The organism is Nocardia sp. CA-151230, assembly GCF_050942175.1.
Classification (GTDB): domain Bacteria; phylum Actinomycetota; class Actinomycetes; order Mycobacteriales; family Mycobacteriaceae; genus Nocardia.
This window is the reverse complement of record NZ_CP192061.1, coordinates 6,548,156-6,572,095: the sequence shown is the minus strand read 5'-3', so window position 1 is coordinate 6,572,095 and position 23,940 is coordinate 6,548,156. Positions and strand designations below refer to the sequence as shown.

General features: G+C 68.1%; 18 protein-coding genes. 9 read left to right on the top strand and 9 right to left on the bottom strand.

All coding sequences use genetic code 11. From position 1 onward, the window contains the following. Window positions 1-17: 17 nt before the first annotated feature. Window positions 18-2,453 carry an HAD-IC family P-type ATPase gene (locus ACQP1O_RS31000; protein ID WP_433561942.1) on the bottom strand — a complete coding sequence of 812 codons (2,436 nt, stop codon included), beginning with the start codon at window positions 2,451-2,453 and terminating at the stop codon, window positions 18-20. Between the two features lie 217 nt (window positions 2,454-2,670). Between ACQP1O_RS31000 and rarD the strand changes: the two genes are divergently transcribed. Beyond that, window positions 2,671-3,537 (top strand): EamA family transporter RarD, encoded by an 867-nt coding sequence (gene rarD, locus ACQP1O_RS30995; protein ID WP_433567854.1) that lies wholly within the window; start codon window positions 2,671-2,673, stop codon window positions 3,535-3,537. A 48-nt stretch (window positions 3,538-3,585) separates the two neighbouring features. Here the strand turns inward: rarD and ACQP1O_RS30990 are convergent, their stop codons facing one another. The 3 genes from ACQP1O_RS30990 to ACQP1O_RS30980 are packed head-to-tail and all read right to left on the bottom strand — an operon-like array spanning window position 3,586 to window position 6,379. Further along, window positions 3,586-4,638 carry an ABC transporter substrate-binding protein gene (locus ACQP1O_RS30990; protein WP_433561941.1) on the bottom strand — a complete coding sequence of 351 codons (1,053 nt, stop codon included), beginning with the start codon at window positions 4,636-4,638 and terminating at the stop codon, window positions 3,586-3,588. A gap of 3 nt (window positions 4,639-4,641) precedes the next feature. Next, window positions 4,642-5,529 carry an ABC transporter permease gene (locus ACQP1O_RS30985; protein ID WP_433561940.1) on the bottom strand — a complete coding sequence of 296 codons (888 nt, stop codon included), beginning with the start codon at window positions 5,527-5,529 and terminating at the stop codon, window positions 4,642-4,644. Further along, complete coding sequence (locus ACQP1O_RS30980; protein WP_433561939.1) at window positions 5,519-6,379, bottom strand: ABC transporter ATP-binding protein; 861 nt, start codon at window positions 6,377-6,379, stop codon at window positions 5,519-5,521. The genes ACQP1O_RS30985 and ACQP1O_RS30980 overlap by 11 nt, the downstream gene beginning before the upstream one ends. A gap of 206 nt (window positions 6,380-6,585) precedes the next feature. Between ACQP1O_RS30980 and ACQP1O_RS30975 the strand changes: the two genes are divergently transcribed. The 3 genes from ACQP1O_RS30975 (at window position 6,586) to ACQP1O_RS30965 (ending at window position 9,889) form a co-directional block, all read left to right on the top strand. Beyond that, a complete protein-coding gene (locus tag ACQP1O_RS30975) occupies window positions 6,586-8,661 on the top strand; it encodes an ATP-binding protein (RefSeq protein WP_433561938.1) in 2,076 nt (691 codons plus the stop codon). Next, window positions 8,643-9,329 carry a response regulator gene (locus ACQP1O_RS30970; protein ID WP_433561937.1) on the top strand — a complete coding sequence of 229 codons (687 nt, stop codon included), beginning with the start codon at window positions 8,643-8,645 and terminating at the stop codon, window positions 9,327-9,329. The genes ACQP1O_RS30975 and ACQP1O_RS30970 overlap by 19 nt, the downstream gene beginning before the upstream one ends. Before the next feature lie 161 nt (window positions 9,330-9,490). Next, a complete protein-coding gene (locus ACQP1O_RS30965) occupies window positions 9,491-9,889 on the top strand; it encodes a VOC family protein (protein WP_364616541.1) in 399 nt (132 codons plus the stop codon). 28 nt (window positions 9,890-9,917) lie between these two features. On the opposite strand, the gene ACQP1O_RS30960 is transcribed toward ACQP1O_RS30965, so the two are convergent. After that, a complete protein-coding gene (locus ACQP1O_RS30960) occupies window positions 9,918-10,532 on the bottom strand; it encodes a class I SAM-dependent methyltransferase (RefSeq protein ID WP_433561936.1) in 615 nt (204 codons plus the stop codon). 62 nt (window positions 10,533-10,594) lie between these two features. Beyond that, window positions 10,595-11,986 carry an alpha/beta hydrolase family protein gene (locus ACQP1O_RS30955; RefSeq protein WP_433561935.1) on the bottom strand — a complete coding sequence of 464 codons (1,392 nt, stop codon included), beginning with the start codon at window positions 11,984-11,986 and terminating at the stop codon, window positions 10,595-10,597. A gap of 179 nt (window positions 11,987-12,165) precedes the next feature. Between ACQP1O_RS30955 and ACQP1O_RS30950 the strand changes: the two genes are divergently transcribed. Together ACQP1O_RS30950 and dnaE are read left to right on the top strand one after the other, a co-directional pair. After that, window positions 12,166-13,425, top strand: coding sequence for a serine hydrolase domain-containing protein (locus ACQP1O_RS30950; RefSeq protein WP_433561934.1), 1,260 nt, complete (start codon window positions 12,166-12,168; stop codon window positions 13,423-13,425). Window positions 13,426-13,540: 115 nt separating this feature from the next. Further along, window positions 13,541-17,095, top strand: coding sequence for a DNA polymerase III subunit alpha (dnaE, locus tag ACQP1O_RS30945; RefSeq protein ID WP_433561933.1), 3,555 nt, complete (start codon window positions 13,541-13,543; stop codon window positions 17,093-17,095). Window positions 17,096-17,185: 90 nt separating this feature from the next. Here dnaE and ACQP1O_RS30940 read toward each other — a convergent pair whose 3' ends face one another. Next, window positions 17,186-17,410, bottom strand: coding sequence for a hypothetical protein (locus ACQP1O_RS30940; RefSeq protein ID WP_433561932.1), 225 nt, complete (start codon window positions 17,408-17,410; stop codon window positions 17,186-17,188). A gap of 86 nt (window positions 17,411-17,496) precedes the next feature. Here ACQP1O_RS30940 and ACQP1O_RS30935 point away from each other — a divergent pair, with 86 nt between their 5' ends. Both ACQP1O_RS30935 and ilvA read left to right on the top strand, forming a co-directional pair. Beyond that, on the top strand, window positions 17,497-17,934 hold the full coding sequence (locus ACQP1O_RS30935) for a nitroreductase family deazaflavin-dependent oxidoreductase (protein ID WP_379388900.1): 438 nt from the start codon (window positions 17,497-17,499) through the stop codon (window positions 17,932-17,934). 124 nt (window positions 17,935-18,058) lie between these two features. Then, entirely contained in the window at window positions 18,059-19,414 is a 1,356-nt protein-coding gene (gene ilvA / locus ACQP1O_RS30930) for a threonine ammonia-lyase IlvA (protein WP_433561931.1), read from the top strand. A 65-nt stretch (window positions 19,415-19,479) separates the two neighbouring features. On the opposite strand, the gene ACQP1O_RS30925 is transcribed toward ilvA, so the two are convergent. Then, a complete protein-coding gene (locus ACQP1O_RS30925) occupies window positions 19,480-20,157 on the bottom strand; it encodes a response regulator transcription factor (protein WP_379401691.1) in 678 nt (225 codons plus the stop codon). A 189-nt stretch (window positions 20,158-20,346) separates the two neighbouring features. Here ACQP1O_RS30925 and ACQP1O_RS30920 point away from each other — a divergent pair, with 189 nt between their 5' ends. Beyond that, window positions 20,347-21,516 carry a DUF2235 domain-containing protein gene (locus ACQP1O_RS30920; RefSeq protein WP_433561930.1) on the top strand — a complete coding sequence of 390 codons (1,170 nt, stop codon included), beginning with the start codon at window positions 20,347-20,349 and terminating at the stop codon, window positions 21,514-21,516. A gap of 12 nt (window positions 21,517-21,528) precedes the next feature. On the opposite strand, the gene treY is transcribed toward ACQP1O_RS30920, so the two are convergent. Continuing rightward, complete coding sequence (treY, locus tag ACQP1O_RS30915; RefSeq protein ID WP_433561929.1) at window positions 21,529-23,937, bottom strand: malto-oligosyltrehalose synthase; 2,409 nt, start codon at window positions 23,935-23,937, stop codon at window positions 21,529-21,531. Window positions 23,938-23,940 lie beyond the last annotated feature (3 nt).

Genomic DNA, 23,940 nt, shown 5'->3' with positions numbered 1-23,940 from the left:
TCGAAACGGCTTCTGGATCAGGCGTCTTCGTCCGCCGGTACCGGCGTGTGGGGCGATTCGCCGAGGTACTTGGCGCTCAGCCACCAGGCAACCTCGACCAGGACGATGCCGACTCCGCCGCACACGACGGCCAACGTCGTCAGCGCGATGTTGGACGGGTCCAGTTTGAAGAAGTGGCGGGTGAACGGCACCGCGAACAGGATCAGGTATCCGGCGATCGAACCCGCCACCAGCAGGATCTTCCACCAGTTCCACGGGCGGGCGACGATGGCCAGCACCCACACCGCGATGATCAGCAGGGTGATCAGGGCGGTGGTGCCGGCCTGGATCTTCGCGGTCTCGCTGACGTCGGGCCCCTTGTAGGCGATCAGGTACGAGATGAAGGTCATCACGCCGATCACGACACCCGACGGGATCGCCAATCGCATGACGCGGCCGACGAATCCGGTGCGGGCGCGCTCGTTGTTGGGGGCCAGCGAGAGGATGAAGGCGGGGATGCCGATGGTGAACCAGGCGGCGATCGTCACGTGGCGGGGCAGGAACGGGTAGCCGATGGCCTTGTAGCTGAAGATCTGCGACCCGATGCCCGCGATGCCGACCAGGAACGCCAGCACCACCGAGTAGACGGTCTTGGTGAGGAACAGGTTGGAGACCCGCTCGATATTGCCGATCACCCGGCGGCCCTCGCCCACCACATAGGGCAGGGTCGCGAACTTGTTGTCCAGCAGCACGATCTGCGCCACCGCGCGGGTGGCCGGGCTGCCCGAGCCCATGGCGACGCCGATATCGGCGTCCTTCAGGGCGAGGACGTCGTTGACGCCGTCACCGGTCATGGCGACGGTGTGGCCGCGCGACTGCAGCGCACCGACCATGGCGCGCTTCTGATCCGGTCGGACGCGGCCGAACACGGTCTTGTGCTCCAGCACGTCCGCCAGCTCGTTCTGATCGGTCGGAAGTTTGCGAGCGTCGACCGGGTCTTTGCCCCCGGGCAACCCCAGCGAGGACGCCACCGCGCCGACCGACACCGCATTGTCGCCGGAGATGACCTTGGTCGAAACATGCTGGGAGGCGAAGTATTCCAGCGTCCCCTTGGCGTCGGGGCGCACCTTCTGCTCGAGCACCACCAGCGCCGCCGGGGTGACCTGCCCGGGCGCGTCGAGCGCGTCCACCGGCCGGTCGCTGCGGGCCAGCAGCAGGACGCGCAGCCCCTTGGCCCCGATGTCCTGCGCGGTGTCGGCGATCTCGGAGGCCGGGTCCAGCAGCACATCCGGCGCACCCATCAGCCAGTTGCCGTGCTCGCCGTAGGACATGCCGCTCCACTTCTTGGCGGAGGAGAACGGCGCGATCCCGGTGGATTCCCAGCCGGGCGCGTGCGGCAGTGCCTCCTTGATGGCCAGCACGCTGGCATTGGGCCGCGGGTCGTCGGCGGCCAGCGCGGCGAGCACCGCGCGCAGTGTCGCCTCCGGAATATCGTTCACCGGACGGACTTCCGCGAGCCGCATGCCGTTCTCGGTGAGGGTGCCGGTCTTGTCCGCGCACACCACGTCCACCCGGGCCAGCCCCTCGATGGCGGGCAGCTCCTGTACCAGGCACTTGCGCGCACCGAGCCGGACCACGCCGACCGCGAAGGCGATGGAGGTCATCAGCACCAGGCCCTCGGGCACCATGGGCACCAGCGCGGCCACCATGCCGTTGACAGCGGGCCGCCAGGATTCCTTGGAGGAGAACAGCTGGTTGTAGATGGACAGCAGGCCCGCCGGAATCAGCAGGTAGGTAATGACTTTCAGGATGGTGTCGATGCCGCTGCGCAGCTCCGACTTGACCAGCGTGAACTTGCTGGCCTCGTCGGCGAGTTTGGCGGCGTAGGCGTCCCTGCCGACCTTGGTGGCCCGGTAGGCGCCGCTGCCGGACACCACGAAGCTGCCCGACATGATCTGCGCGCCAAGGGTTTTGTCGATGGGGTCGGCCTCACCGGTGAGCAGCGACTCGTCGACCTCGAGCAGTTCGGTCTCGATCACCTCGCCGTCGACGACGATCTGGTCGCCGGGCCCGAGCTCGATGATGTCGTCGAGCACGATCTCTTGCGGCGTGACGGCGCCGGCGATGCCCTCGCGGCGCACCACGGGCTTGGCCTGCCCGACGATGGCCAGCTTGTCCAGGGTGTTCTTGGCCCGGATCTCCTGGATGATGCCGACCGCGCTGTTGGCGATGATCAGCAGCCCGAACATGCCGTCGATGAGCGAGCCGGTGGCCAGCACCAGGACGAACAGCACACCGAGGATCGCATTGATCCGGGTGAACACATTCGCCTTGACGATGTCCTTGACGGACCTGCTGGCCCGCTCCGGCACGTCGTTGGTCAGCCCGTCCCGCCGCCGCTGCTCCACCTCGGCGGAGGTGAGCCCCAGCGCGGGTGGGCTGGGGGGACTAGCTGCCTGCGCAGTAATCGACATGCCCTCCACAGTAAAGGGCGACCAAAGAAACTGGCCCGTAGCTGCCCGTCACGCGACGGATAGGCGTGTGAGGATCATCCTATGTATTCGCTGTCGTGATGTTCGTTGCGCGGGCTAACGTATTCGGGTGGCGGAAGGACCTGGGAACTCGGACGTAGCGGTCGATACGAGTCGGCGTGGTCGGCCGACAGGACACGAGGGCGCCCGCGACGCGGGCATCGCCTTCGGCATCGGGGCGTATTTCATCTGGGGACTGTTTCCGGCCTTCTTCGGCCTGCTGTCCTTCGCGAGCGCGGGGGAGGTCCTGGTCGAGCGGATTCTCTGGACGCTGGTGGTCTCGCTGCTGGTGATGACGCTCGCCGGGCGACTGGGGGAGCTGCGGCGGATCGATGCGCGGACCTGGCGGTTGGCGGCCGTCGCGTCGGCGGCGATCTCGATGAACTGGGGCGCGTACGTCTACGGCGTGATCTCGCATCACGTGGTGGAGTGTGCGCTGGGGTATTTCATCAATCCGCTGGTGACGGTGGCGTTCGGGGTCATCATCTTCCGGGAACGGCTGCGGGCTCCGCAGTGGGTCGCGCTGGGGCTGGGGGCCACGGCGGTGATCGTGCTGACCATCGATTACGGTCGGCCGCCGTGGATCGCGTTGATCCTGGCCTGTTCCTTCGCCACCTATGGACTGGTCAAGAAGGTGATTCGGCTCGACGCGCTACCCGGCTTGGCGGCAGAGGGATTGGCGGCCGCGCCGTTCGCGCTGATCGCGGTGATCGTGATCGCGGTGACCGGCAACGCGACCTTCGGTTCCTCACTTCCGCATACGGGATTGCTCATGCTGACCGGCCCGGTCACCCTCGTGCCACTGGTGTTGTTCGCGCTGGCGGCCCCGCGAGTGCCGTTGTCCACCATGGGAATTCTGCAGTACCTCACGCCCGGACTGCAGCTGGCCTGGGGTGTGGCGGTGGGGCACGAGCCCATGCCCGCGTCCCGCTGGGCGGGGTTCGCGCTGATCTGGCTGGCGCTGGCCATCTTCACCGTCGATGCCCTGCGCCGCTCCCGCCGACCCGTGGTCGCCGTGCCGGAATAGCGCGAAACCGCACACCCCTCAATCGATGTGCGGTTCCACGTGGGCCGGTCAGGGTTTGCGAGCGCCCTGGGCCTTCTCCACGAACTCGTTGGTGTAGGTCGCGTCGAGGTCGATGCGCTCCTTCACCGGTGCGACATTGCGCGAGTACTGGCCGAGAATGCGCAGGACATTCTGCGCGCCTTCAGGTTTCATCAGGCCGTCGCCGTTGAACATGCTGATCGAGTCGGCGATGGACTTGACGTAGAGCTTCGGATCGCCGCCCGCGTACTGGCCGGGCATCTTGGCTGCGATCTCCCCGGGGGAGTGGGTCTTGATCCACTGCAGGGTCTGGACGAACGAGTTCGCCAGCTTCTGCACGATGTCCGGGTGTCCGGCCACGGTCTCGCAGCGCATGTAGAGCGAGGCGGCGGGGTAGAGGCCGCCGAGCGCCGCGCGGGTGCCCTGCTCGTTGCGCATGTCGATCAGCACCCTGGCGTCGCCGGAGGTGACCATCTTGGCGACGGTCGGGTCGGTGGTCATGCCCGCGTCGATGCCGTTGTGGTTCATGCCCGCGATGAAGGTCTGTCCCGCACCGACTTTCACCCGGGTGTAGTCGGAGGTCTGCAGCCCGGCCTGCCCGGCCAGCGCCTGGGTGAGGAAGTCGGTGGACGAGCCCAGCGACGTCACGCCCAGATTGCGGCCCTTGAAGTCCGCCGGAGACTTGATGGTCTCGGCGTCCTGCTTCGACACCAGCTCGACCTCGCCGGGCACGTCGGCGAACTGCACGACCGTCTTCAGGCACTGGTCCTTGGCCTGCAGATCGATGGTGTGGTCGTAGAAACCGACCACGGCCTGGACGTCGCCGGTGAGCAGCGAGGTCTCGGCGGTCGCGCCGGACTGCTCGCCCAGCAGGTGCACGTCGATGTCGTTCGCCTCGAAGAAGCCCAGCTTCTCGGTGAGCATGGCCGGCAGGTAGATGACCTTCTCCAGACCGCCCACCATGATGGTGATCTGCGGGCGCCCGTTCTCGGTCGGAATGCGGCGCGAATCGCGGCAGCCGGTCACCAGCAGCAGCGCACTGATCGCCAGCAGGACCACGGCAATGTGCTTGCGGTACTTCATGGCTCAGATCCCGTGGCCCGAGGCGGCCTGCGAGGGACGCCATTTCAGCAGCCGGTTCTCCGCCAGCCCGATCAGCCACTCCGCCACCAGCGCGACGACGGTGATGATGATCATGCCCGCGTAGATGCCCGCCGCGTCGAAGGTGCCCTGCGCATTGCTGATCAGCAGGCCCAGGCCCTTACTGGCGCCGGCGTACTCACCGACCACCGCGCCGATCAGCGCGAAACCGAAGGCGGTGTGCAGCGACGACAGGATCCAGGTGGTCGCGCTGGGCAGCACGATGGAGCTCAGCACCTGACGGCGGCTCGCGCCCAGGATGCGGGCATTGTCGATGACATTGCCGTCCACCTCGCGCGCGCCGGTGAAGGCGTTGAAGAACACCGCGAAGAACACCAGCACCACGACCGTCGCCACCTTGGACTGCAGGCCCAGGCCGAACCAGATGATGAACAGCGACGCCAGCACGATGCGCGGTACCGCGTTGAGCGCCTTGATGAACGGGGCCAGCACGTCGGCCCAGTAGCGGGAGCGGCCCAGCAGCACACCCAGCACGATGCCCGCGATGGTGCCGATGGCGAAGCCCAGCACCGCCTCCTGCACCGTCGTGTACAGCTGCAGCCAGATGGAGCCGAATTGCGTACCCTCGGTGAACCATTCGACCAGTCGGTCCCAGATCAGCGAGGGCTTGGAGTAGAAGAACGGGTCGATCCAGTAGGTGGCGGTGAGCTCCCACGCGCCCAGCCACAGGGCCACGATGAGCGCGCGCAACCCCCATGTCCGGATCTTGTTCCTGCGCGCCTGCGACCGCACCCGCGCCAGGATCTGCTCCTCGGACTCCACCTCGAATTCCGGTGCGGTGACAGCGGTCTGCGCCATGACATCAAGCGACACGGGCCGCTCCCTTCGTGCGGGCCGCCTCGACCTGATCGCGCAGCGTTTCCCAGATTTCCTTGTAGAGGTCGCGGAATTCCTCGGTGAGACGGACCTCCTCGACATTGCGCGGCCGGTCCAGAGCGACCTCGAAGTCGCCGCACACGGTGGCGGGGCTCGCGGTCATGACGACGACCCGATCCGCCAGGGCGATGGCCTCTTCCAGATCGTGGGTCACGAAGATGACCGCCGCCCGGCCCTTTTCCCGGCCGTCCGAGTCGGAGCCTGACCACACGCGCAGCAGTTCGTCCTGCATGAGCTGGCGGGTCTGCACGTCGAGCGCGCTGAACGGCTCGTCCATGAGGATGATCTCGGGATCGTTGACCAGCGTCTGCGCCAGCGCCACCCGCTTGCGCATACCGCCGGAGAGCTGATGCGGGTAGTAGTTCTCGAACCCGGCCAGCCCGACCGTGCGCACCCAGCGGGCAGCGCGCTCACGGGCTTCGGCCTTGGACACGCCCCGGAGCTTCGGGCCCAGCGCCACATTGTCGATGACCGACTTCCACGGCAGCACGGCGTCCTGCTGGAACATGTAGCCGACGCCGTCCGGGATGCCCCGAACATCCTTGCCGCGCACCAGGGTCCGGCCCGCCGAAGCCGGTTCCAGGCCGGATACCAAGGACAGTGTGGTGGACTTGCCGCAGCCGGTGGGGCCGACGACGGCGACGAATTCGCCGGCCGCGACGGTGAAGTTCAGGTCGCGCACCGCGGTGTGGATGCCGCCGTTGTTGCCGGGGAACCGCTTGGTCGCGCCCCGCAATTCGATCAGAGGCGCGGGACCCGGCCCGGGCTCAGTCGTCGTTGTGCTCATCAGTGCTCCTGTTTCCGATGCCTGCGGCGTATGACAGATGCCGCCGCTGCGGCCTATGACAAATGCCGCCGCTGCGGCGTTGGACAGAAGCTACGTGGGCCGGGTCACACTCCACCCGGTTGTGCGCGCAAGTCACACAAGCGGCGATTCGGTCGTTTTGCGCATTCTGCCCAGGTGGTTGCGAGGGGTTGTCTACACTGTCGCCCGTGTTTTCGCTCGGCCCCCGTTCCGTCCGGCTCCGGACCCAGATCCTGCTGTTGCAGATCGCCGTGGTGGGCTTGACCGTCGGGCTGGCCTTCGGCGTCTTCGCCTATGTCAGCGGCGACCGCCTCTCCGGCGAGTACGGCCAGCGCGCCCTCGCCATCGCCCGCACCGTCGCCTCCGACCCGCAGGTCCGCACCGCCGTCGCGCGGTACGCCGACAGCCCGCTGCAGGCCGGTCCCGCCCTGAAATCGGAGCTCGCGGGCGGCGACCTCGAGCAGATCGCCGACAGCGCCCGCCTGCGCACCGATGCGCTCTTCGTGGTGATCACCGATGACGCGGGCATCCGCCTCGCCCATCCCGACCATTCCCGGCTCGGCGAAGTGGTCAGCACGGACCCCTCGCGCGCGCTGGCCGGGGCCGAAGTGGTGATCCAGGAACACGGGACGTTGGGCGAATCGGTGCGCGCCAAAGTCCCTGTCCTGCGGCCGGATACCGCACAAACTTCGGTGCCGGGAGCCTCGGGTCCGGCAACCGGTACGCCGGGTGCCCAGGCGGCGAGCCCGACAACGAACGGGCAACCGAGCGGCGGTCAGGGCCTCGTCGGCGGCCGTGTGGTGGGGGAGGTCAGCGTGGGGATTTCCACCGCGGCGGTACATGATCAGCTGCTGCGCGATCTAGGCCGCGCGGGACTGCTGATCGGTGGCGCATTGCTCGCGGGTATCGCCGGATCGGTGTTGCTGGCCCGTCGCTGGCATGGGTTGACGCTGGGATTGGAGCCTTCCGATCTGGCGGATCTGGTCCGCGAGCAGGACGCCGTCCTGCACGGCATCGGTGAGGGCGTGGTCGCGGCCGACGCGAAATCCCGGGTCACCGTCGTCAATGACGAGGCTCGCCGCCTGCTCGGCATCGACCCCGAGCCCGGCAGCGATGTCGAGTCGATCGGCCTGACTCCCCGTGTCCTGCAAGCCTTCCGGACCGCGGATGGCCAGCCCGTCCAGGCTACAGTCGGCGACCGCATCGTGGTCGTCACCGCCCGCGCCGTCACCCGCGACTCCCGCCCGCTCGGCGCGGTCCTCTCCGTCCGTGACCGCACCGACGTGGAATCCCTGACCCGCCAACTGGATGCCGTCTCCACCATGAGCACCGTCCTGCGCGCCCAGCGCCACGAATTCGCCAACCGCCTCCACCTGCTCAGCGGCCTCCTCCACACCGGCCGTCCCGACGAGGCCACCCACTACATCGAAGAACTCCTCGGCTCCGGCCCCCTCGGCGCGGCCCTCCCCGGCATCGACACCATCCGCGACCCCTACCTGCAGGCCTTCCTCTCCGCCAAGGCGGCCCACGCCCGCGAACAGGGCGTCCACCTCCGCCTCGGGCCCAACACCTGGGTCGACGCGAACCTCGCCGCCCCCGTCGATGTCACCACCGTCCTCGGAAATCTTCTCGACAACGCCATCGACGCCGCTGCGGCCGGCGGTGGTGCGGGTTCGGCTGTGTCCGAGCGGAATCCGGACGGTTGGCGAACCGATCGCCTTGGCGGAGGGGTGTCGGCAGATTCTGCTGGGGCCGTGGCCTCGGCTGCCGACTTCGATTCCGGTGGTAGCAGCGTGGGCGGCAGCCTCCGTCGCGCGGCGAATTCCGGCTCGATCGATGCCTCCGGCGCTCGGGTCGATGGTGACGTGAATCCGGATGGTGCTGTGGAGTTTCGAGACGGCTCGGTCGGCGAGGGGGAGGGGCCGGTGGTCGAGGTGGAGTTGGTGCAGGAGGGCGGGACACTGCATATCGCGGTCGCCGACAATGGGGCGGGCATCGCGCCCGGATCGAGGGATTCGGTGTTCGCCGAGGGGTTTTCGACGAAATCGGGCGGCGGCCCGGGTGGGCGGGGGCTGGGCTTGGCGCTGTCGCGACAGGTGGCACGGGCTCGGGGCGGGGATGTGCGATTGGCCGACCCGGGAGGCGTGGGTGGAACCGGGGGCCGTTCGGACGCCGGTGGGAGTCCATTGGGCGGAGCGGAGTTCATTGCCCGGATGCCGGGTGTGCTGACGGACGAGGAGACGGCGTGGGCCGAGGAGAGCTGAGCGTGCTGGTGGTCGACGACGACTTCCGGGTGGCCAATATGCATGCCGGAATCGTCTCGGCGCTACCGGGATTCGCGGTGTCGGCGACCGTGAACACGGTCGCCGCCGCGCGCGCCGCCATGGCCGAGACCCCCGTCGATCTGGCCCTGGTGGACGTCTACCTGCCCGACGGTTCCGGCATCGACCTGGTCCGCGAGATGCCGTCCGACGCGATGATGCTCACCGCCGCAACGGAATCGGAGACCGTGCGCGCCGCCCTGTCGGCCGGGGCGCTCGGCTACCTGGTGAAGCCGTTCGACCATGCCGTGCTCGCGGCCCGGCTGGCGGGGTACGCGCGATATCGCCGGCTGCTCGCCGCCCCGGAGGTCACCGCGGCCGACGTGGACGCCGCACTGGCGGCGCTGCGCCCGGCCGCGGCCCCGGCCGGCGCCGCCGCACAGGGGGCGCCGAACACCGCCTCGCCCACGAAAGACCTTGTCCTGCAAGCGGTCCGCAATGCCGACGCTCCGATGTCGGCCGCCCAGGTCTCGGCCGCCATCGGCATCTCCCGCGCCACCGCCCAGCGCTACCTCGCAAGCCTGGTCGGCGTCGGTGACCTGCGCATGCAGCTGCGCTACGGCAGCACCGGCCGCCCGGAACAGGAGTACTCCGCCCCTCGCCGCCCCTGAGCTGCCCCCACTTCCGGGGGCCGCTGCGGGCTGTGACGGTTCGAAAAGGATGCTTTGCGGAATCGGCGGCGGGTGGTTACCGTCGAGGGCGTGGCGATGCTCCTGTCGGCCGACTTGTACCGGTCCAGGGTCGGGATCGTCACGAACACAGGAGAATTCCTATCACTATCCAGTTCAACCACACCATTGTCGCGTGCACGGACAATCGGGTCTCCGCCGAATTCTGGGCGGACATCCTCGGGGTGGAGGTGGGCAAGCCCTACGGTCCGTTCATTCCGATTACCGTCGGTAATGGCGTCACCTTCGACTTCGCCAATCTGCCACCGGGTTTCGAGGGCGAGCCGCAACCCCAGCATTACGCCTTCCTGGTCTCCGAGGAAGAATTCGACGCCGCCTACGACAAGATCAAGCGGTACGGCATGACCTATTGGGCCGATCCGCGCCAGCAGGGCGTCAACGAGATCAACCACAATGACGGCGGCCGGGGGATCTATTTCCTCGACCCCGTCGGCCACTACATGGAGTTGATCACCGTCCCGTACGGCGGCTGGCCGCAATAGTTCTCACGCGGGACGCCGCGGTAATTCCTCACACGGCCACCGCGGTACCCAATGAGAAGGCAACCCAGGGCTTCGGCCCCTGCTGGTAATACCGATCGATATCGCGGACCTCGAATCCCGCGGCCTCGATCAACCCGCGAATATCGCGGTCGAGGTGGCAGCCTCCGGCCAATGCCTTCTGCATCGGGTTGAACCGGTGCTGCCACTTCTGGACACCGGGATCCGGTGCGAGACCGTGCTCGACGAAATGAAAAGTGCCGCCGGGAGCCAGCACCCGGCGCACCTCGGCGAGCGCGGCCTCGACATCCGGGATGGTGCACAGCGTCCACGTCGACAGCGCGGAATCGAAGCTGTCGTCCTCGAACGGCAGGGCCTGCCCGTCCAGGCCGGCTCGTTCCACCGGAACCGTCGCCGCGGCCAAGCGCCCGGCGGCCATTCGCCATCCGAGGTCGGCGGGTTCGACCGCGCTCACCGACTTCATCGAATCGGGATAGAACGGCACATTGCGCCCGGATCCGAACCCGATCTCGACGACGCGCCCGTGCAGCCCGGCGCAGACCCGCTGCCGCTCGGAGTTCATCTGCTTCGAACCACAGCACAGGTCGACCAGCCTGGGCAGTACCCGGTCTTCGTAGATTCCCACGACACCACTCTGGCAACCGGATCGTACGCACGCCACTACTTCGGGCAATGTGCACGAATCGATCAGTGTGCGGTGGGGAATCGCTGCGTCAGCCAATCCGTCACGAAGGTCAGCACCTGCGGATCGATGGTCGTCTCGATCTTGGCGTACTCGTCGGGCGTGCCCTTGCCGGCGGGCTGCATCAGGTGATTGAGCCCGTCGAAGACGTGCACGGTCGCATCCGGATCGGCGGCCAGCAGCGTGCGCGCCGGGCCCTCGTTCTGGGCCGCGGGCACCTGGAGATCCTTGCTGCCGTAGAAGGCCAGCACCGGCACCCGCAGCGCCGACAGCGCCGGGGCCGGGTCGTAGCCGACCAGCGCCGCCATGTACGGCGTCACCAGTTCGTCGATCTGCGCGTCGGACAGCTTCTTGTCCGCGGGCAGGCTGTCATTGTGCTGTCGCACATAGGTTTTGGCGGTCTCCAGATCCCCGGAGCGCAGCAGGGTCGACAGGGTGGAGTTGAACGCCACCTGCTGATCGATCTGCTCCGCGGTGGCCCCCTGCGCGGTGAGGATCAGCCGATTCTGTTCCACCAGCACATCCGAGCCCGGCACCGCCGGCCCCGCCATCATGATCACGAACGCCACTCCGCTGTCCGGCCGCATGGTGTACAGCGGCGCGAGATACCCGCCCTCGCTGTGCCCGAGCAGGCCGATCCGCTTGGCGTCGATCTCCGGCCGCCCGTGCAGGAAGGCCATTCCGGCGCCGATGTCGTCGGTCAGATCCTGGTAGGTCGAGGTGTCCAGGTGCCCGCTGGTCTTGCCGACTCCGCGCTTGTCGGTGCGCAGCACCGCGTAACCCGCGCGGGTCAGGGTGTCGGCCAGCAGCAGGAACGGCTTGTGGCCCAGCAGTTCCTCATTGCGGTCGTTGGCACCGCTGCCATTGATCAGCACCACCGTCGGGAACGGCCCGCCGGTGTTCGGCTCGGTCAGCGTTCCGGCGATGGTGATGTTCCCGCTGGGGAAGCTGACATCCTCGGACTTGTACGGGAACGGCGGCTTCGGCTCCTGCGGGCGCGGCGGACCCTCGACCTTGCCGCGCGTCATGTTCAGCGGAAACCTCTGGCCGGATTGGCTGAACTGCCCCTGGATGCTGTCGGAGCCCTTGTCGTACTTGCCCTGGAACGACGGATTGCCCGGAATCTTCGTGATGGTCCAGGCCACGCCGTCGGCATCGTTCCTCACATCGCTCAGCGGCGCGGCATCGACACCCTGGGCCGGAATGTCGATGGTGGCCTTGTCCGCGCCGGTGAAGCTGACCCCGACGGCCAGCGGATGGTCGGGGATCTCGATGCTCCCGTGCCAGTCCCCGGTCAGGCCGGCGGGCGCGGCCTCCTGCTTCGACGGCGAACACCCGGTCAGCGCCAGGGCGATCACGAGCAGCACCGCCGGAACCAACGACCACGCCCTTCGCATGGCGACAGCCTACGCAGCCCTCGCCGGCACTCCCGGGAACTCGCCCTGATCTCGGAAAGGCTCGCTCCGATAACGCCGGTGTCACTACCCGGACACCCGGAATAACCACTGGGCCAACGGGAGTAACTCTCTCCGTTTCGTCATTGCCGGTGTCACCCGGCGCTCGTACCGTGGAATTCGTGAGCAATGATGCTTCCCCGCCGGGTCTTCTGGACCTGCCGGCCACGGTGGGCGGCTATGCGGCCGCTGAATTCGGTCCGTTGGTGCGCACTTTCGCGCGGATGGTCGGCGGTCGCCCGGGTGCTGGGGGCGCGCTCACGGTGCACCTGCGCGGGGAACCGCTGGTCGAGATCTGGATCGGGGAGGCCGGGCCGCGCCGGCCCTGGGATGCCGACACCGGCGCCATCGTCTTCTCCGCCACCAAAGGCATTGCTGCCACGGTCATCCACCGGCTCGCCGATCGCGGCCTCATCGACTACGACGCCCCGGTCGCCCACTACTGGCCGGAATTCGCCGCCAACGGCAAGGGGCGGATCACGGTACGGCAGGTGCTGTCCCACCGGGCCGGGCTGTACGGGCTGCCCGAGATCGCCCGCGGCCTGGACGACGTGCTCGACCACCGCATGATGGAAGACCACCTGGCCGCCGCCAAACCCGATCATCTGCTGGGCATCCCGACCTATCACGCCCTCACCTTCGGCTGGCTGCTGGCGGGCCTGGCCCGGGCGGTCACCGGCCGCGGGATGGCCGAGCTGTTCCGCACCGAGGTCGCCGAACCGCTGGGCACCGAGGGCATCCACCTGGGCAACCCGCCGGCCGGGTCGCGCATCAGCGCCGCCCTGCTGCACGGCAACAAGCTGTCGGCGGTCGGCACCAACTATGTCTCGCTGGTGCTGGGCCGGGCCTACTCGCTGCCCGGTCCGCTCGGCGCGGTCGCCCGCGCGCTGTTCCTGCCCGGCCTGGACCAGCTGCTGGAAGGCGATGATCCGCCCATCCTGCGCACCGAACTGGGTGCGGGCAACGGCGTCTGCACGGCGACCGGCCTGGCCACCGTGTACGACCCGCTCGCCAACCAGGGTATGTACCAGGGCCGCCGCTTCCTCTCGCCCGAAACCATCAGGGCCATGCGGCAGGTGGAGAGCTACCGGCTCGACCGTGCGCTGTTCTACATCCCGATGATGTGGCACATGGGCTATCACTCGCTGCCCGTTCCGGGAGCCCACGCGGGCTTCGGGCACATCGGTCTGGGCGGATCGTTCGGCTGGGCCGAACCCCGCCTGGGACTGTCGGTCGGCTTCGTCCACAATCGGCTCGGCATCGGGTCGATGAGCCTGGACCAACTCGCGTCGGCATGGGTGCTGCCGCTGGTGGTGCGGGGCGCCAACGCGGCGCGCCGCACCACAACCCCCGTCGTGCCCGCTGCCGCTTCGGTCGCATAGTCGCGGCCCGCTCCGCGTGACGTCGCACACGACACGCGGAGTCCGCCACGCCGATTCGAGTGATCGCCTCCGCGTGCCTTCGGAACTCGTCGGTGGGGCCGCATAGTATGTCCGGGTGTCAGCCTCGTCGGGATCATTTGTCCATCTCCACAACCACACCGAGTACTCGATGCTCGACGGCGCGGCGAAGATCACGCCCCTGTTCAAAGAGGCGACACGGCTCGGGATGACCGCCGTCGGCATGTCCGACCACGGCAATATGTACGGCGCGTCGGAGTTCTACAACTCCGCCAAGAAGCAGGGCATCAAGCCGATCATCGGCATCGAGGCGTACATCGCGCCGGAGTCCCGGTTCAACACCAAGCGTGTGCTGTGGGGCGACCCGTCGCAGAAGAGCGATGACGTCTCGGGTTCGGGTTCCTACACCCACATGACCATGGTCGCCGAGAACGCGACGGGTCTGCGCAACCTGTTCAAGCTGTCGAGTCTGGCCTCCATCGAAGGTCAGCTCGGCAAGTGGGCGCGCATGGACGCCGACATCATCGCCGAGCACGCCGAGGGCATCATCGCCACCACCGGCTGCCCTTCTGGCGAGGTGCAGACCCGGCTGCGCCTGGGCCACGAACGCGAGGCCCTCGAAGCCGCGGCCAAGTGGCAGGAGATCTTCGGGCCGGAGAACTTCTTCCTCGAGATCATGGACCACGGGCTGTCCATCGAACGCCGGGTGCGCGAGGGCCTGCTGGAGGTCGGCAAGAAGCTGGGCATTCGGCCGCTGGCCACCAACGACTGCCACTACGTGCACGAGCACGACGCGTCCAATCACGAAGCGCTGCTGTGTATTCAGACCGGCAAGACGCTCTCGGACCCGACCCGCTTCAAGTTCGACGGCTCCGGCTACTACCTCAAGTCCGCCGAGGAGATGCGCGCCATCTGGGACGCGGAAGTCCCCGGCGCGTGCGACAACACGGTGCTGATCGGCGAGCGCGTCCAGTCCTACGACGACGTCTGGGCCCACCGCGACCGCATGCCGATCTTCCCGGTGCCCGAGGGCTACACCCAGGCCACCTGGCTCGAACACGAGGTCATGAAGGGCCTGGACCGCCGCTTCCCGAGCGGGCCGCCGCAGGAGTACATCACCCGCGCCAAGTACGAGCTCGGCGTCATCAACGAAATGGGCTTCCCCGCCTACTTCCTCGTCGTCGGTGACCTCATCACCTACGCCCGCTCGGTCGGCATCAATGTCGGCCCGGGCCGTGGTTCGGCGGCCGGCTCGCTGGTCGCCTACGCCATGGGCATCACGAACATCGACCCGATCCCGCACGGTCTGCTGTTCGAGCGCTTCCTGAACCCCGAGCGCGTCTCGATGCCCGATATCGATATCGACTTCGACGATCGCCGCCGCGGTGAAATGGTCCGCTACGCCACCGACAAGTGGGGCAGCGACCGGGTCGCCCAGGTGATCACCTTCGGTACGATTAAAACCAAAGCGGCGCTGAAGGATTCGGCCCGCGTGCAGTTCGGCCAGCCGGGCTTCGCCATCGCGGACCAGATCTCCAAGGCGCTGCCGCCGCCGATCATGGCCAAGGACATTCCGCTCTCCGGCATCATGGATCCCGAGCACGAGCGGTACAAAGAGGCCGCCGAAGTCCGCGAGCTGATCAACACCAACCCGGACGTCAACAAGATCTACGAGACCGCACGTGGTCTCGAGGGCCTGATCCGCAACGCCGGCGTGCACGCCTGTGCCGTGATCATGTCCAGCGAACCGCTGACCGACGCGATCCCGGTGTGGAAGCGTGCGCAGGACGGCGCCATCATCACCGGCTGGGACTACCCGTCGTGTGAGGCCATCGGCCTGCTGAAGATGGACTTCCTGGGCCTGCGCAACCTCACCGTCATCGGTGACGCGCTGGTCAATATCAAGGCCAACCGCGGCATCGAACTCGACCTCGACACCCTTCCTCTGGAAGACCCGGCCACCTACGAACTGCTCGCGCGCGGCGACACCCTCGGCGTGTTCCAGCTCGACGGTGGCGCCATGCGAGATCTGCTGCGCCGCATGATCCCCACCGGCTTCGAGGACATCGTCGCCGTGCTCGCGCTGTACCGCCCCGGCCCCATGGGCATGAACGCGCACAACGACTACGCCGACCGCAAGAACGGGCGGCAAGAGGTCAAGCCCATCCACCCGGAGCTCGAAGAGCCCCTGAAGGAGATCCTGCGCGATACCTACGGCCTGATCGTGTATCAGGAGCAGATCATGCAGATCGCGCAGAAGGTGGCCGGATACTCCCTCGGCCGAGCCGACATTCTGCGCCGCGCCATGGGTAAGAAGAAGGCCGAAGTCCTCGAGGCCGAGTTCGAGGGCTTCGAAAAGGGCATGCTGGAGAACGGTTTCACCAAGCCCGCCATCAAGGCGCTGTGGGACACGATTCTCCCGTTCGCCGGTTACGCGTTCAACAAGTCGCACGCCGCCGGCTACGGCCTGGTCTCCTTCTGGACCGCGTACCTGAAGGCCAACTATCCCGCCGAGTACATGGCCGGTCTGCTCACCTCGGTCGGTGACGACAAGGACAAGGCCGCCGTCTATCTGGCCGACTGCCGCCGCCTGGGCATCCAGGTGCTGCCGCCCGACGTCAACGAGTCCGAACTCGAATTCGCCTCCGTGGGCAACGACATTCGCTTCGGTATGGGCGCGGTCCGCAATGTCGGCGCGAACGTGGTGGCCTCGATCATCGCCGCGCGCAAGGAGAAGTCGAAGTTCACCGACTTCTCCGACTACCTGAACAAGATCGATGCCATCGCCTGCACCAAGAAGGTCACCGAATCCCTCATCAAGGCAGGCGCTTTCGACTCGCTCGGGCATCCCCGCAAGGGCCTGCTGCTGGTGCACTCCGATGCCATCGACGCGGTCATGTCGACCAAGAAGGCCGAGGCCATCGGCCAGTTCGACCTCTTCGGCGGCCTCGATGACGCCGACGAGTCCATTGCCAGCGTTTTCAATGTGAAGGTCCCCGACGAGGAATGGGAGACCAAGCACAAGCTCGCCCTGGAGCGGGAGATGCTGGGCCTCTACGTGTCCGGGCACCCGCTCAACGGCGTCGAGCACGTCCTCGCGGCCCAGTCCGACACCCAGATCCCCGCCATTCTCGAGGGCGACATCAAGGACGGCGCGCAGGTCACCATCGGCGGCATCTTCGCCAATGTCACCCGCCGCGTGAACAAGAACGGTCTGCCCTGGGCCTCGGCCCAGCTCGAGGACCTCACCGGTGGCATCGAGGTGCTGTTCTTCCCGCAGTCGTACTCCGTCTACGGCATGGATGTCGCCGAGGACGCCATCGTCCTGGTCAAGGCCCGCGTCAGCGCGCGCGACGATCGCGTCTCCCTGATCGCCAACGACCTTGTGGTGCCGGATCTTTCGTCTATCGGCGTGGACAAGCCGCTGTCGGTGGTCATCCCCACCCGCCTGTGCACCCCCGACAAGATCGGCGAGCTCAAGCGGGTGCTGTCCCGGCATCCGGGTACCGCGAACGTGCACATCAAGCACGTCGGCTCCCGGGATCGCACCACCATGCTGAAGGTGGCCGACAACCTGCGGGTCTCACCCTCCTCGGCCCTCATGGGCGACCTGAAGGCCCTGCTCGGCCCGGGCTGCCTGGCCGCGGTCTGATCCCGATACCCCCGTCGCACCGTGTGCCTCTCGCCTCGCCGAGGGGCACACGTGTTGTCACAGCCAGGTGGGAGAGCCCGAAGGTCCGAATCAGCGGAGGCTGCGCGCCCCGCCGATGATCCAGCGCAGCGCCGCGATCACCGTCGCGCCGAGCACCGCGGCCTGCGCCGATCCGGTGATCAGGGCGAGCATCAGACAGACCACCACACCGGCGAACAAGGCTTCCAGCTTGTAGAGCGGCCACGCCGTCCCGGCGATGTCCACGGAAGCATGCGAGCGAAGCCGCTCGGTGTCCGTAGGGTGAACCACTGCCATACGGTAAGGGTAGACGGTGACACAAAGTTCGGGCAACCGAAACCTCTGTCGGGAACAACACATGATCGTGGATGGTTACCCAGTTCATGCCACTTATCGGAGAGTACGAACCCAGCCCGTCCGACTGGTCGCGCGAGCAGGCCGAGCAGTACGAGAACTCCGGGGGCGCGGAGGCCAACCTCCTGCAAGGTGTGCCGATCATCCTGCTCACCACCCGCGGCAACAAGTCCGGCAAGCTCCGCAAGACCCCGCTCATGCGGATCGAGCACGACGGCGAGTACGCGGTGGTCGCCTCCCTGGGCGGCGCGCCCAAGCATCCGGTCTGGTACTGGAACGTCAAGGCCGATCCGCATGTGGAACTGCGCGACCGCGACGTGGTCAAGGACTACGACGCCCGCGAGGTCACCGGCGACGAGAAGACCCTCTGGTGGAAGCGGGCCGTCGAGGTGTGGCCCGACTACGCCGAATACCAGAAGAAGACCGACCGCCAGATCCCGCTGTTCGTCCTCACCCCGCGCCCCTGAGCGCCGCCCGCCGTATCGCCGGGAAGCACGGCGGTCGGTGAGAGAAGGTCCCGGTCCGATGTGACCGGGACCTTTTCGTGGCGCTGCCGCAGGCCCGTCGCATGCTCCCAGCTAGCATGTTCGGGTGTCTGATCCGCTTGTTGTTGCCGAGAGAGTGTCCGGTTCGCTGCCCGAGTTGACGGCGGACGAGATCGATGCGGCCGCGAAGCGAATTTCGGAGATTATCGAGCCGACGCCGCTACAACGGATTCCGCGGCTGTCGGCGCTGACCGGGGCCGAGGTCTACCTCAAGCGGGAGGACCTCACCGCCGTCCGCTCCTACAAGCTGCGCGGCGCCTACAACCTCATGGTGCAGCTGACCGCCGCCGAGAAGGCCGCGGGCGTGGTCACCGCCAGCGCCGGAAACCACGCGCAGGGCGTGGCATTCGCGTGCAAGGCCATGGGCGTCACGGGCCGCATCTACGTGCCCACCACCACCCCGAAGCAGAAGCGCGACCGAATCCGCGTCCACGGCGGCGAATTCGTGGAACTCATCGCAGTCGGCGACACCTTCGACGCGGCCGCCGCGGCCGCCGCCGACGATGTGAAGCGCACCGGGGCGACCATGGTCCCGCCCTTCGACGATCCGCGCACCGCGGCCGGACAGGGCACCATCGCCGCCGAGTTCCTCGAACAGCTCGGCCGCGAGCCCGATCTGGTGGTGGTTCCGGTGGGCGGCGGCGGCTGCCTGGCGGGTATCGCCACCTATCTGCGGGAACGGTCGCCGCACTCCGCGATTCTCGCGGTGGAGCCGACGGGCGCGGCGTCCATGACGGCCGCGCTGGTGGCGGGCGGCCCGGTGACGCTGCCCGAGATCGACCCGTTCGTGGACGGCGCCGCCGTGCGCCGGGTCGGCGGGGTCGGCTACCAGGCGGTGGTGCGCTTCGGTGGCCAGGTCCGCTCGCACGCCTCGCTGCCCCTGCTGACCAGCACCGAAACCGGTTCGGGCGCAGGCTCTTTCCGCATGATGCACGTGGACGAGGGCGCCATCTGCACCGCCATGCTGGAGCTGTACCAGAACGAGGGCATCGTCGCCGAGCCGGCGGGCGCGCTCGCGGCGGCGGCGCTGCGCGAGGTCGAGATCGAGCCGGGTTCGACGGTGGTGGTGCTGCTCTCGGGCGGCAACAACGATGTCTCCCGCTACGGCGAGGTCATCGAGCGTTCGCTGGTGCATCAGGGCCTGAAGCACTATTTCCTGGTGGACTTCCCGCAGGAGCCCGGTGCGCTGCGCCGCTTCCTGGACGAGGTCCTGGGCCCCGATGACGACATCACCGTGTTCGAGTACGTCAAGCGCAACAACCGCGAAACCGGCGCCGCCCTGGTCGGTATCGAACTGGGCACCCCCGAGGGCCTGGAACCGCTGCTCGGGCGGATGGACAAGGCGCCGATCCAGTGTGAGCGGCTGGATCCGAACTCGCCCGCCTACCGGTATCTGACCTGACCGGTGACCCGTGTGATCCGACCCCTCGTTCGGATCGCACGGGTCCGGTTGCCCCGGTGGGGCTTTCAGGCGTGCAGGAGGTATCCCGCCGCCGAGCTGTGAATGATCCGCGGCCGGCCGAGCTTGCGGTCCAGGCGCGTGATCACCTCGTCCACGCCGGCGGTCGAGGTGGAATCGCTGCAGAAGGCGGCGATTTCGGCCGGGGTGACGAGGGTTCCGGCGCGCGCGGCCAGCAGTTCCAGCGCGCAGAATTCGCGGGTGGTCATGGTCAGCAGGATTCCGCTGCGGCGCACCCGCCGGCGTAATCGGTCCACCACCAGATCCCCGATGGTGAGCACGGGCGAGTGCGGCGAGCGCCGGGGCGAGCACAGCGCCCGCACCCGCGCGGCGAGCTCGCCCAGAGAGAACGGCTTGGCCAGATAGTCGTCCGCGCCGCCCGCATAGCCCTCGCGGCGATCGGCGGGACTGTCGCGCGCGGTGATCAGCAATGCGGGTGTGCGATCACCCGATTCCCGTTGCCGCCGTACCAGTTCCAGTCCGTCGCCGTCGGGTAGTCCGCGGTCCACGATGAGGCAGTCGTAGATCCGCACCCCGCACTGCTCGGCGGCGTCGGTGAGATTGCGGGTCAGATCGACGATGAATCCGGCCGCCCGCAGTCCGTCCGCGACCCGCTCGCCCAGCCGCTCGTCGTCCTCGCACACCAGGACACATACGCTGCGGGCGCTCACTCCATCGTCGGACATGCCGCCACCGTGCCACAGGGATCGTGAACGAATCGTGAGCGATCGCCTGGCGGGCGCGGGGTGTTAACGCCGCGGGGAGCGGTACTTGTGGGGGCACGCGCCGGGGTTAACGACCGCGTGGCCGGGGCGCGATGATCGGGTAGTTCACTACGCGTGAAACCGAACGGTCAGGGCGGGAGGCTGACGTTCATGAAAAGGCTGGTCGTGTGTTGTGACGGCACCTGGAAGGCCGAGTCGAGTTCGACGGTGTCGAACATCGTGAAGATCGCGGAGACGGTCAAGCTGACCGGGACGGACAAGGAGGGGAAGTCCGTCGGTCAGCGCATCAACTATGTCTGCGGTCCGGGCTCGCGCGGCTTCGTCTCCGACAAGTTGCTGGGCGGCGCGTTCGGTCTGGGTCTGGAGGCCAATCTGTCGGCCGCCTACTGGCAGCTGGCCCTGAACTGGGAGCCCGGGGACGAGATCTACATCTTCGGCTTCAGCCGCGGCGCGTACACCGCCCGCAGCCTGGCGGGGATGATCAACCGGCTCGGAATCCTGACCTACGAGGCCATCATCGGGGGTCAGTACCCGAGGGCGCTGGCGATCTACAAGACCCGCAAGAATCCGGAAGAGCCGGATCCGCCGGAGTGGGCGGCGTTCCGCGCCGCGAACTGCCACCCCGAGCGGCCGGTCATCAATTTCCTCGGCGTCTTCGACACCGTGGGCGCGATGGGCGTCCCGGGTATCACCTCGTGGCTGCACAGCTTCCACGATGTGCGGCTCTCACGCATCGTGCTGTGCGCGCGGCAGGCGCTGGCCATCGACGAGCGGCGGCGCGCCTTCTCGCCCTGCCTGTGGGAGATTCCCGCCGACCAGCGCGAGCTCTACGACCGTCCCGACCGGGTGAAGCAGGTCTGGTTCGAGGGCGTGCACAGCGATATCGGCGGCGGCTACGCCGACTGCGGGCTGTCCGACATCACCCTGCGCTGGATGATCGCCGAAGCCGAGGCCGAGGGACTGGCCTTCGATCACGACCGCCTCGACACCCTGCTCCGCAGCTGCCCGTTCGACACCACGCACCTGCACGATTCGCTCAGCCCGGGCTTCCGGGTGCTGAACTACGCCCGCCTGGCGACCGGCTGGCGCAGCCCGCGCTTCTACTGGGATTCCTGGCGCAAGCTGCTGCAGCCCGAGGACCAGGACAGCTTCCTGGCCGCCAGCGTCCCGGACCGGAAGGGCTACCGCCCGGCCAATATTCACCGCTGGTGCGAGCATCGGGGCGGTCCGGTGCCGCCGGATCTCATCGAGCCCGTCGACCGGGTGCCGCGCGCCGCCGGTGACGGCGCGGGCGGCGGTCCGGAAGCATCCGCGGCCTGATCTGCCGGCCGCTCAGCGCACCAGCAGGGCCACCGGCAGCCGGGCGAACAGCTTCTCCAGCCGTGCGCGCCCGGAGAAGGTGTGGCCGGTGAGCCGGTCGGTCCAGTGTCCCTGCGGCAGATCCAGCACGGTGTCGGCCCAGCCGCCCGCCTCGTCCAGCCGGATGCTGTGCCGGGTGACGGCCACGATCACCTCCGGGGTCTCCCCGGTGCGGCCGCGGGCGTAGGAGAGCAGGTGCTGGGCGCGGTCGCCGGCCGCGAACAGCGGGATGTAGGCGCCACCGACGAAGCAGTCGGGCCGTTCGCGGCGCAGCCACAGCGCGTACGCCACGATCCACATCTTGACCGCACCGGTCGGGTCGAGATCCGGTGTGCCGGTGAGGGATTGCAGCAGCAGGGAGCGGTGGGTGAAGTCCACCGGGCGGCGGTTGTCGGGATCGACGAGCGAGTCCTCCCACAGCTCGCAGCCCTGGTAGATGTCCGGGATGCCGGGGCCGCACAGTTGCAGCAGCTTCTGCGCCAGCGCGTCGGTCCAGGCGTGGCCGGCCAGATCGGCCACGAACTCACCCAGTTCGGCGCCGACCGGTCCGTCGATGACGGTGTCGATCCAGCGGTGCACCGCCGTCTCGAACTCGACATCCGGCTCCTCCCAGGAGGATTGGGTGCCGGCCTCGCGAACCGCCTTCTCCGCGAACTGATGTAGCCGCTCGCGCAGCCCGGGCACGGCCGCGGCCGGGCGGCCGTCGGCGGGCCACACCCCGAACATGTTCTGCAGCAGGAACAGTGTGGTCGCGCCGTCGGGTCCGGGTGCGATCTCCTCCCAGGTGCTGACCGAGCGCGCCCAGATGTCGGGCACCTGCGAGAGCATGCCGATGCGGGCGCGCACGTCCTCGCCGCGCTTGGTGTCGTGGGTGGAGAGCGCGGTCATGGTGGCCGGCCAGCGTTGCGCGCGTTCGGCATTGGCGAGGTGGAACTCGATGGACGAGCAGCCGAAGCGGGCCGGGTCCGCGCCCATCTCCTGCAGCGACACCAGCCGCGCGGCGCGGTAGAACATGGTGTCCTCCACGGCTTTCGCGCTCATCGCCCCGCCCACCTGATGGAAGCGGGTGGCGGCCTCACCGCCGGTGGCGAGCGCGGTCACCAGCACCTGCAGCGGCGCGGTCAGTTCGGCATTGCGCCGCGCCACCTCGGCGACGACGGCCCCGACCATGCCCGCCAGCGGCGCGTAGTCGGTGCGGTAGACCGGCATGAACGACAGCACCTCGATGGCGGCGTTGGTGAGCGCCATCGTGTCGAAGGCGTCGGCGCGGGCGTCGCGCTTGACCGCGGCCACCAGTCGCCGCACCTCGGGCACCAGCATGGTCTCGGCGACCGCGCGCCGAATCCGGTGTTCCTGCTCGGTGAACCAGGCCCGGTCGCTGCCGTGCCCGGTGAACTGCCGCGACAGGTCGGTGAGCTGCTTCTCGCCGTCCGGGTCGATGAGCACGCCGCCGATGTCGGCGAGGGAGTCGTAGCCGGTGGTGCCGTCGATGGGCAGGGTGGCGTCGAGGGGTTCACGATTGGAGAGCACCTTCTCCACCAGCAGCAGCCGCTGCGGTCCGATGAGCTGGCGCAGCCGCCGCAGGTACTCGGCGGGCTGGGCCAGTCCGTCGGGATGATCCACGCGCACACCGTCGATGAGGTCGTGCTCGCACCAGGCGGCCAGTTCCCGATGGGTGGCCTCGAAGACCGTCGGGTCCTCCTGCCGGAGGGCGGCCAGCCCGCCGACGGTGAAGTAGCGGCGGTATCCACACAGCCCCGACTTCCAGTTGACCAGGCGGTAGTGCTGCTTGTCGTGAATGCGCAGTGCGTTCTCGCCGTCGGTGCCGGGCGCGATGGGGAAGCGCAGATCGTGCAGCGCCAGCATGGGTTCGGGCCCGGAGCGGTCCACGGTCAGCGCCGCCGGATCGTTCTCCCCGGCCAGCACCGGCAGCGCGATGCGCCCGCCCGCGCCATTGCCCGGCGTCCAGTCGATATCGAACCAGGTGGCGTACTTGGACTTCTTGCCCTGCCGCAGCACATCCCACCACCACTGGTTCTGCCGCGGATCGGCCACCGCCACATGGTTGGGCACCAGATCGACGATGAGTCCCATACCGCGGCTGCGCACCTCGTCGGCGAGGGCCTTGAGCCCGGTCGGCCCGCCCAGCCCGGCCGACACCGTGGTCGGATCGGTGACGTCGTAGCCGTGGGTGGAGCCGCGCGTCGCGGTCATGACGGGCGACAGGTACAGATGCGAAATGCCCAGTTGCTGCAGGTATTCGGCGATGGCGCGCGCGTCGGTGAAGGTGAGCGCGTCGGGCCTCAGCTGCAGGCGGTAGGTGCTGCGCACGGGCGTCTGCCGGGCGATGGGTCCGGTGAGGTGTTCGGGCGAGCTGGTCATGGC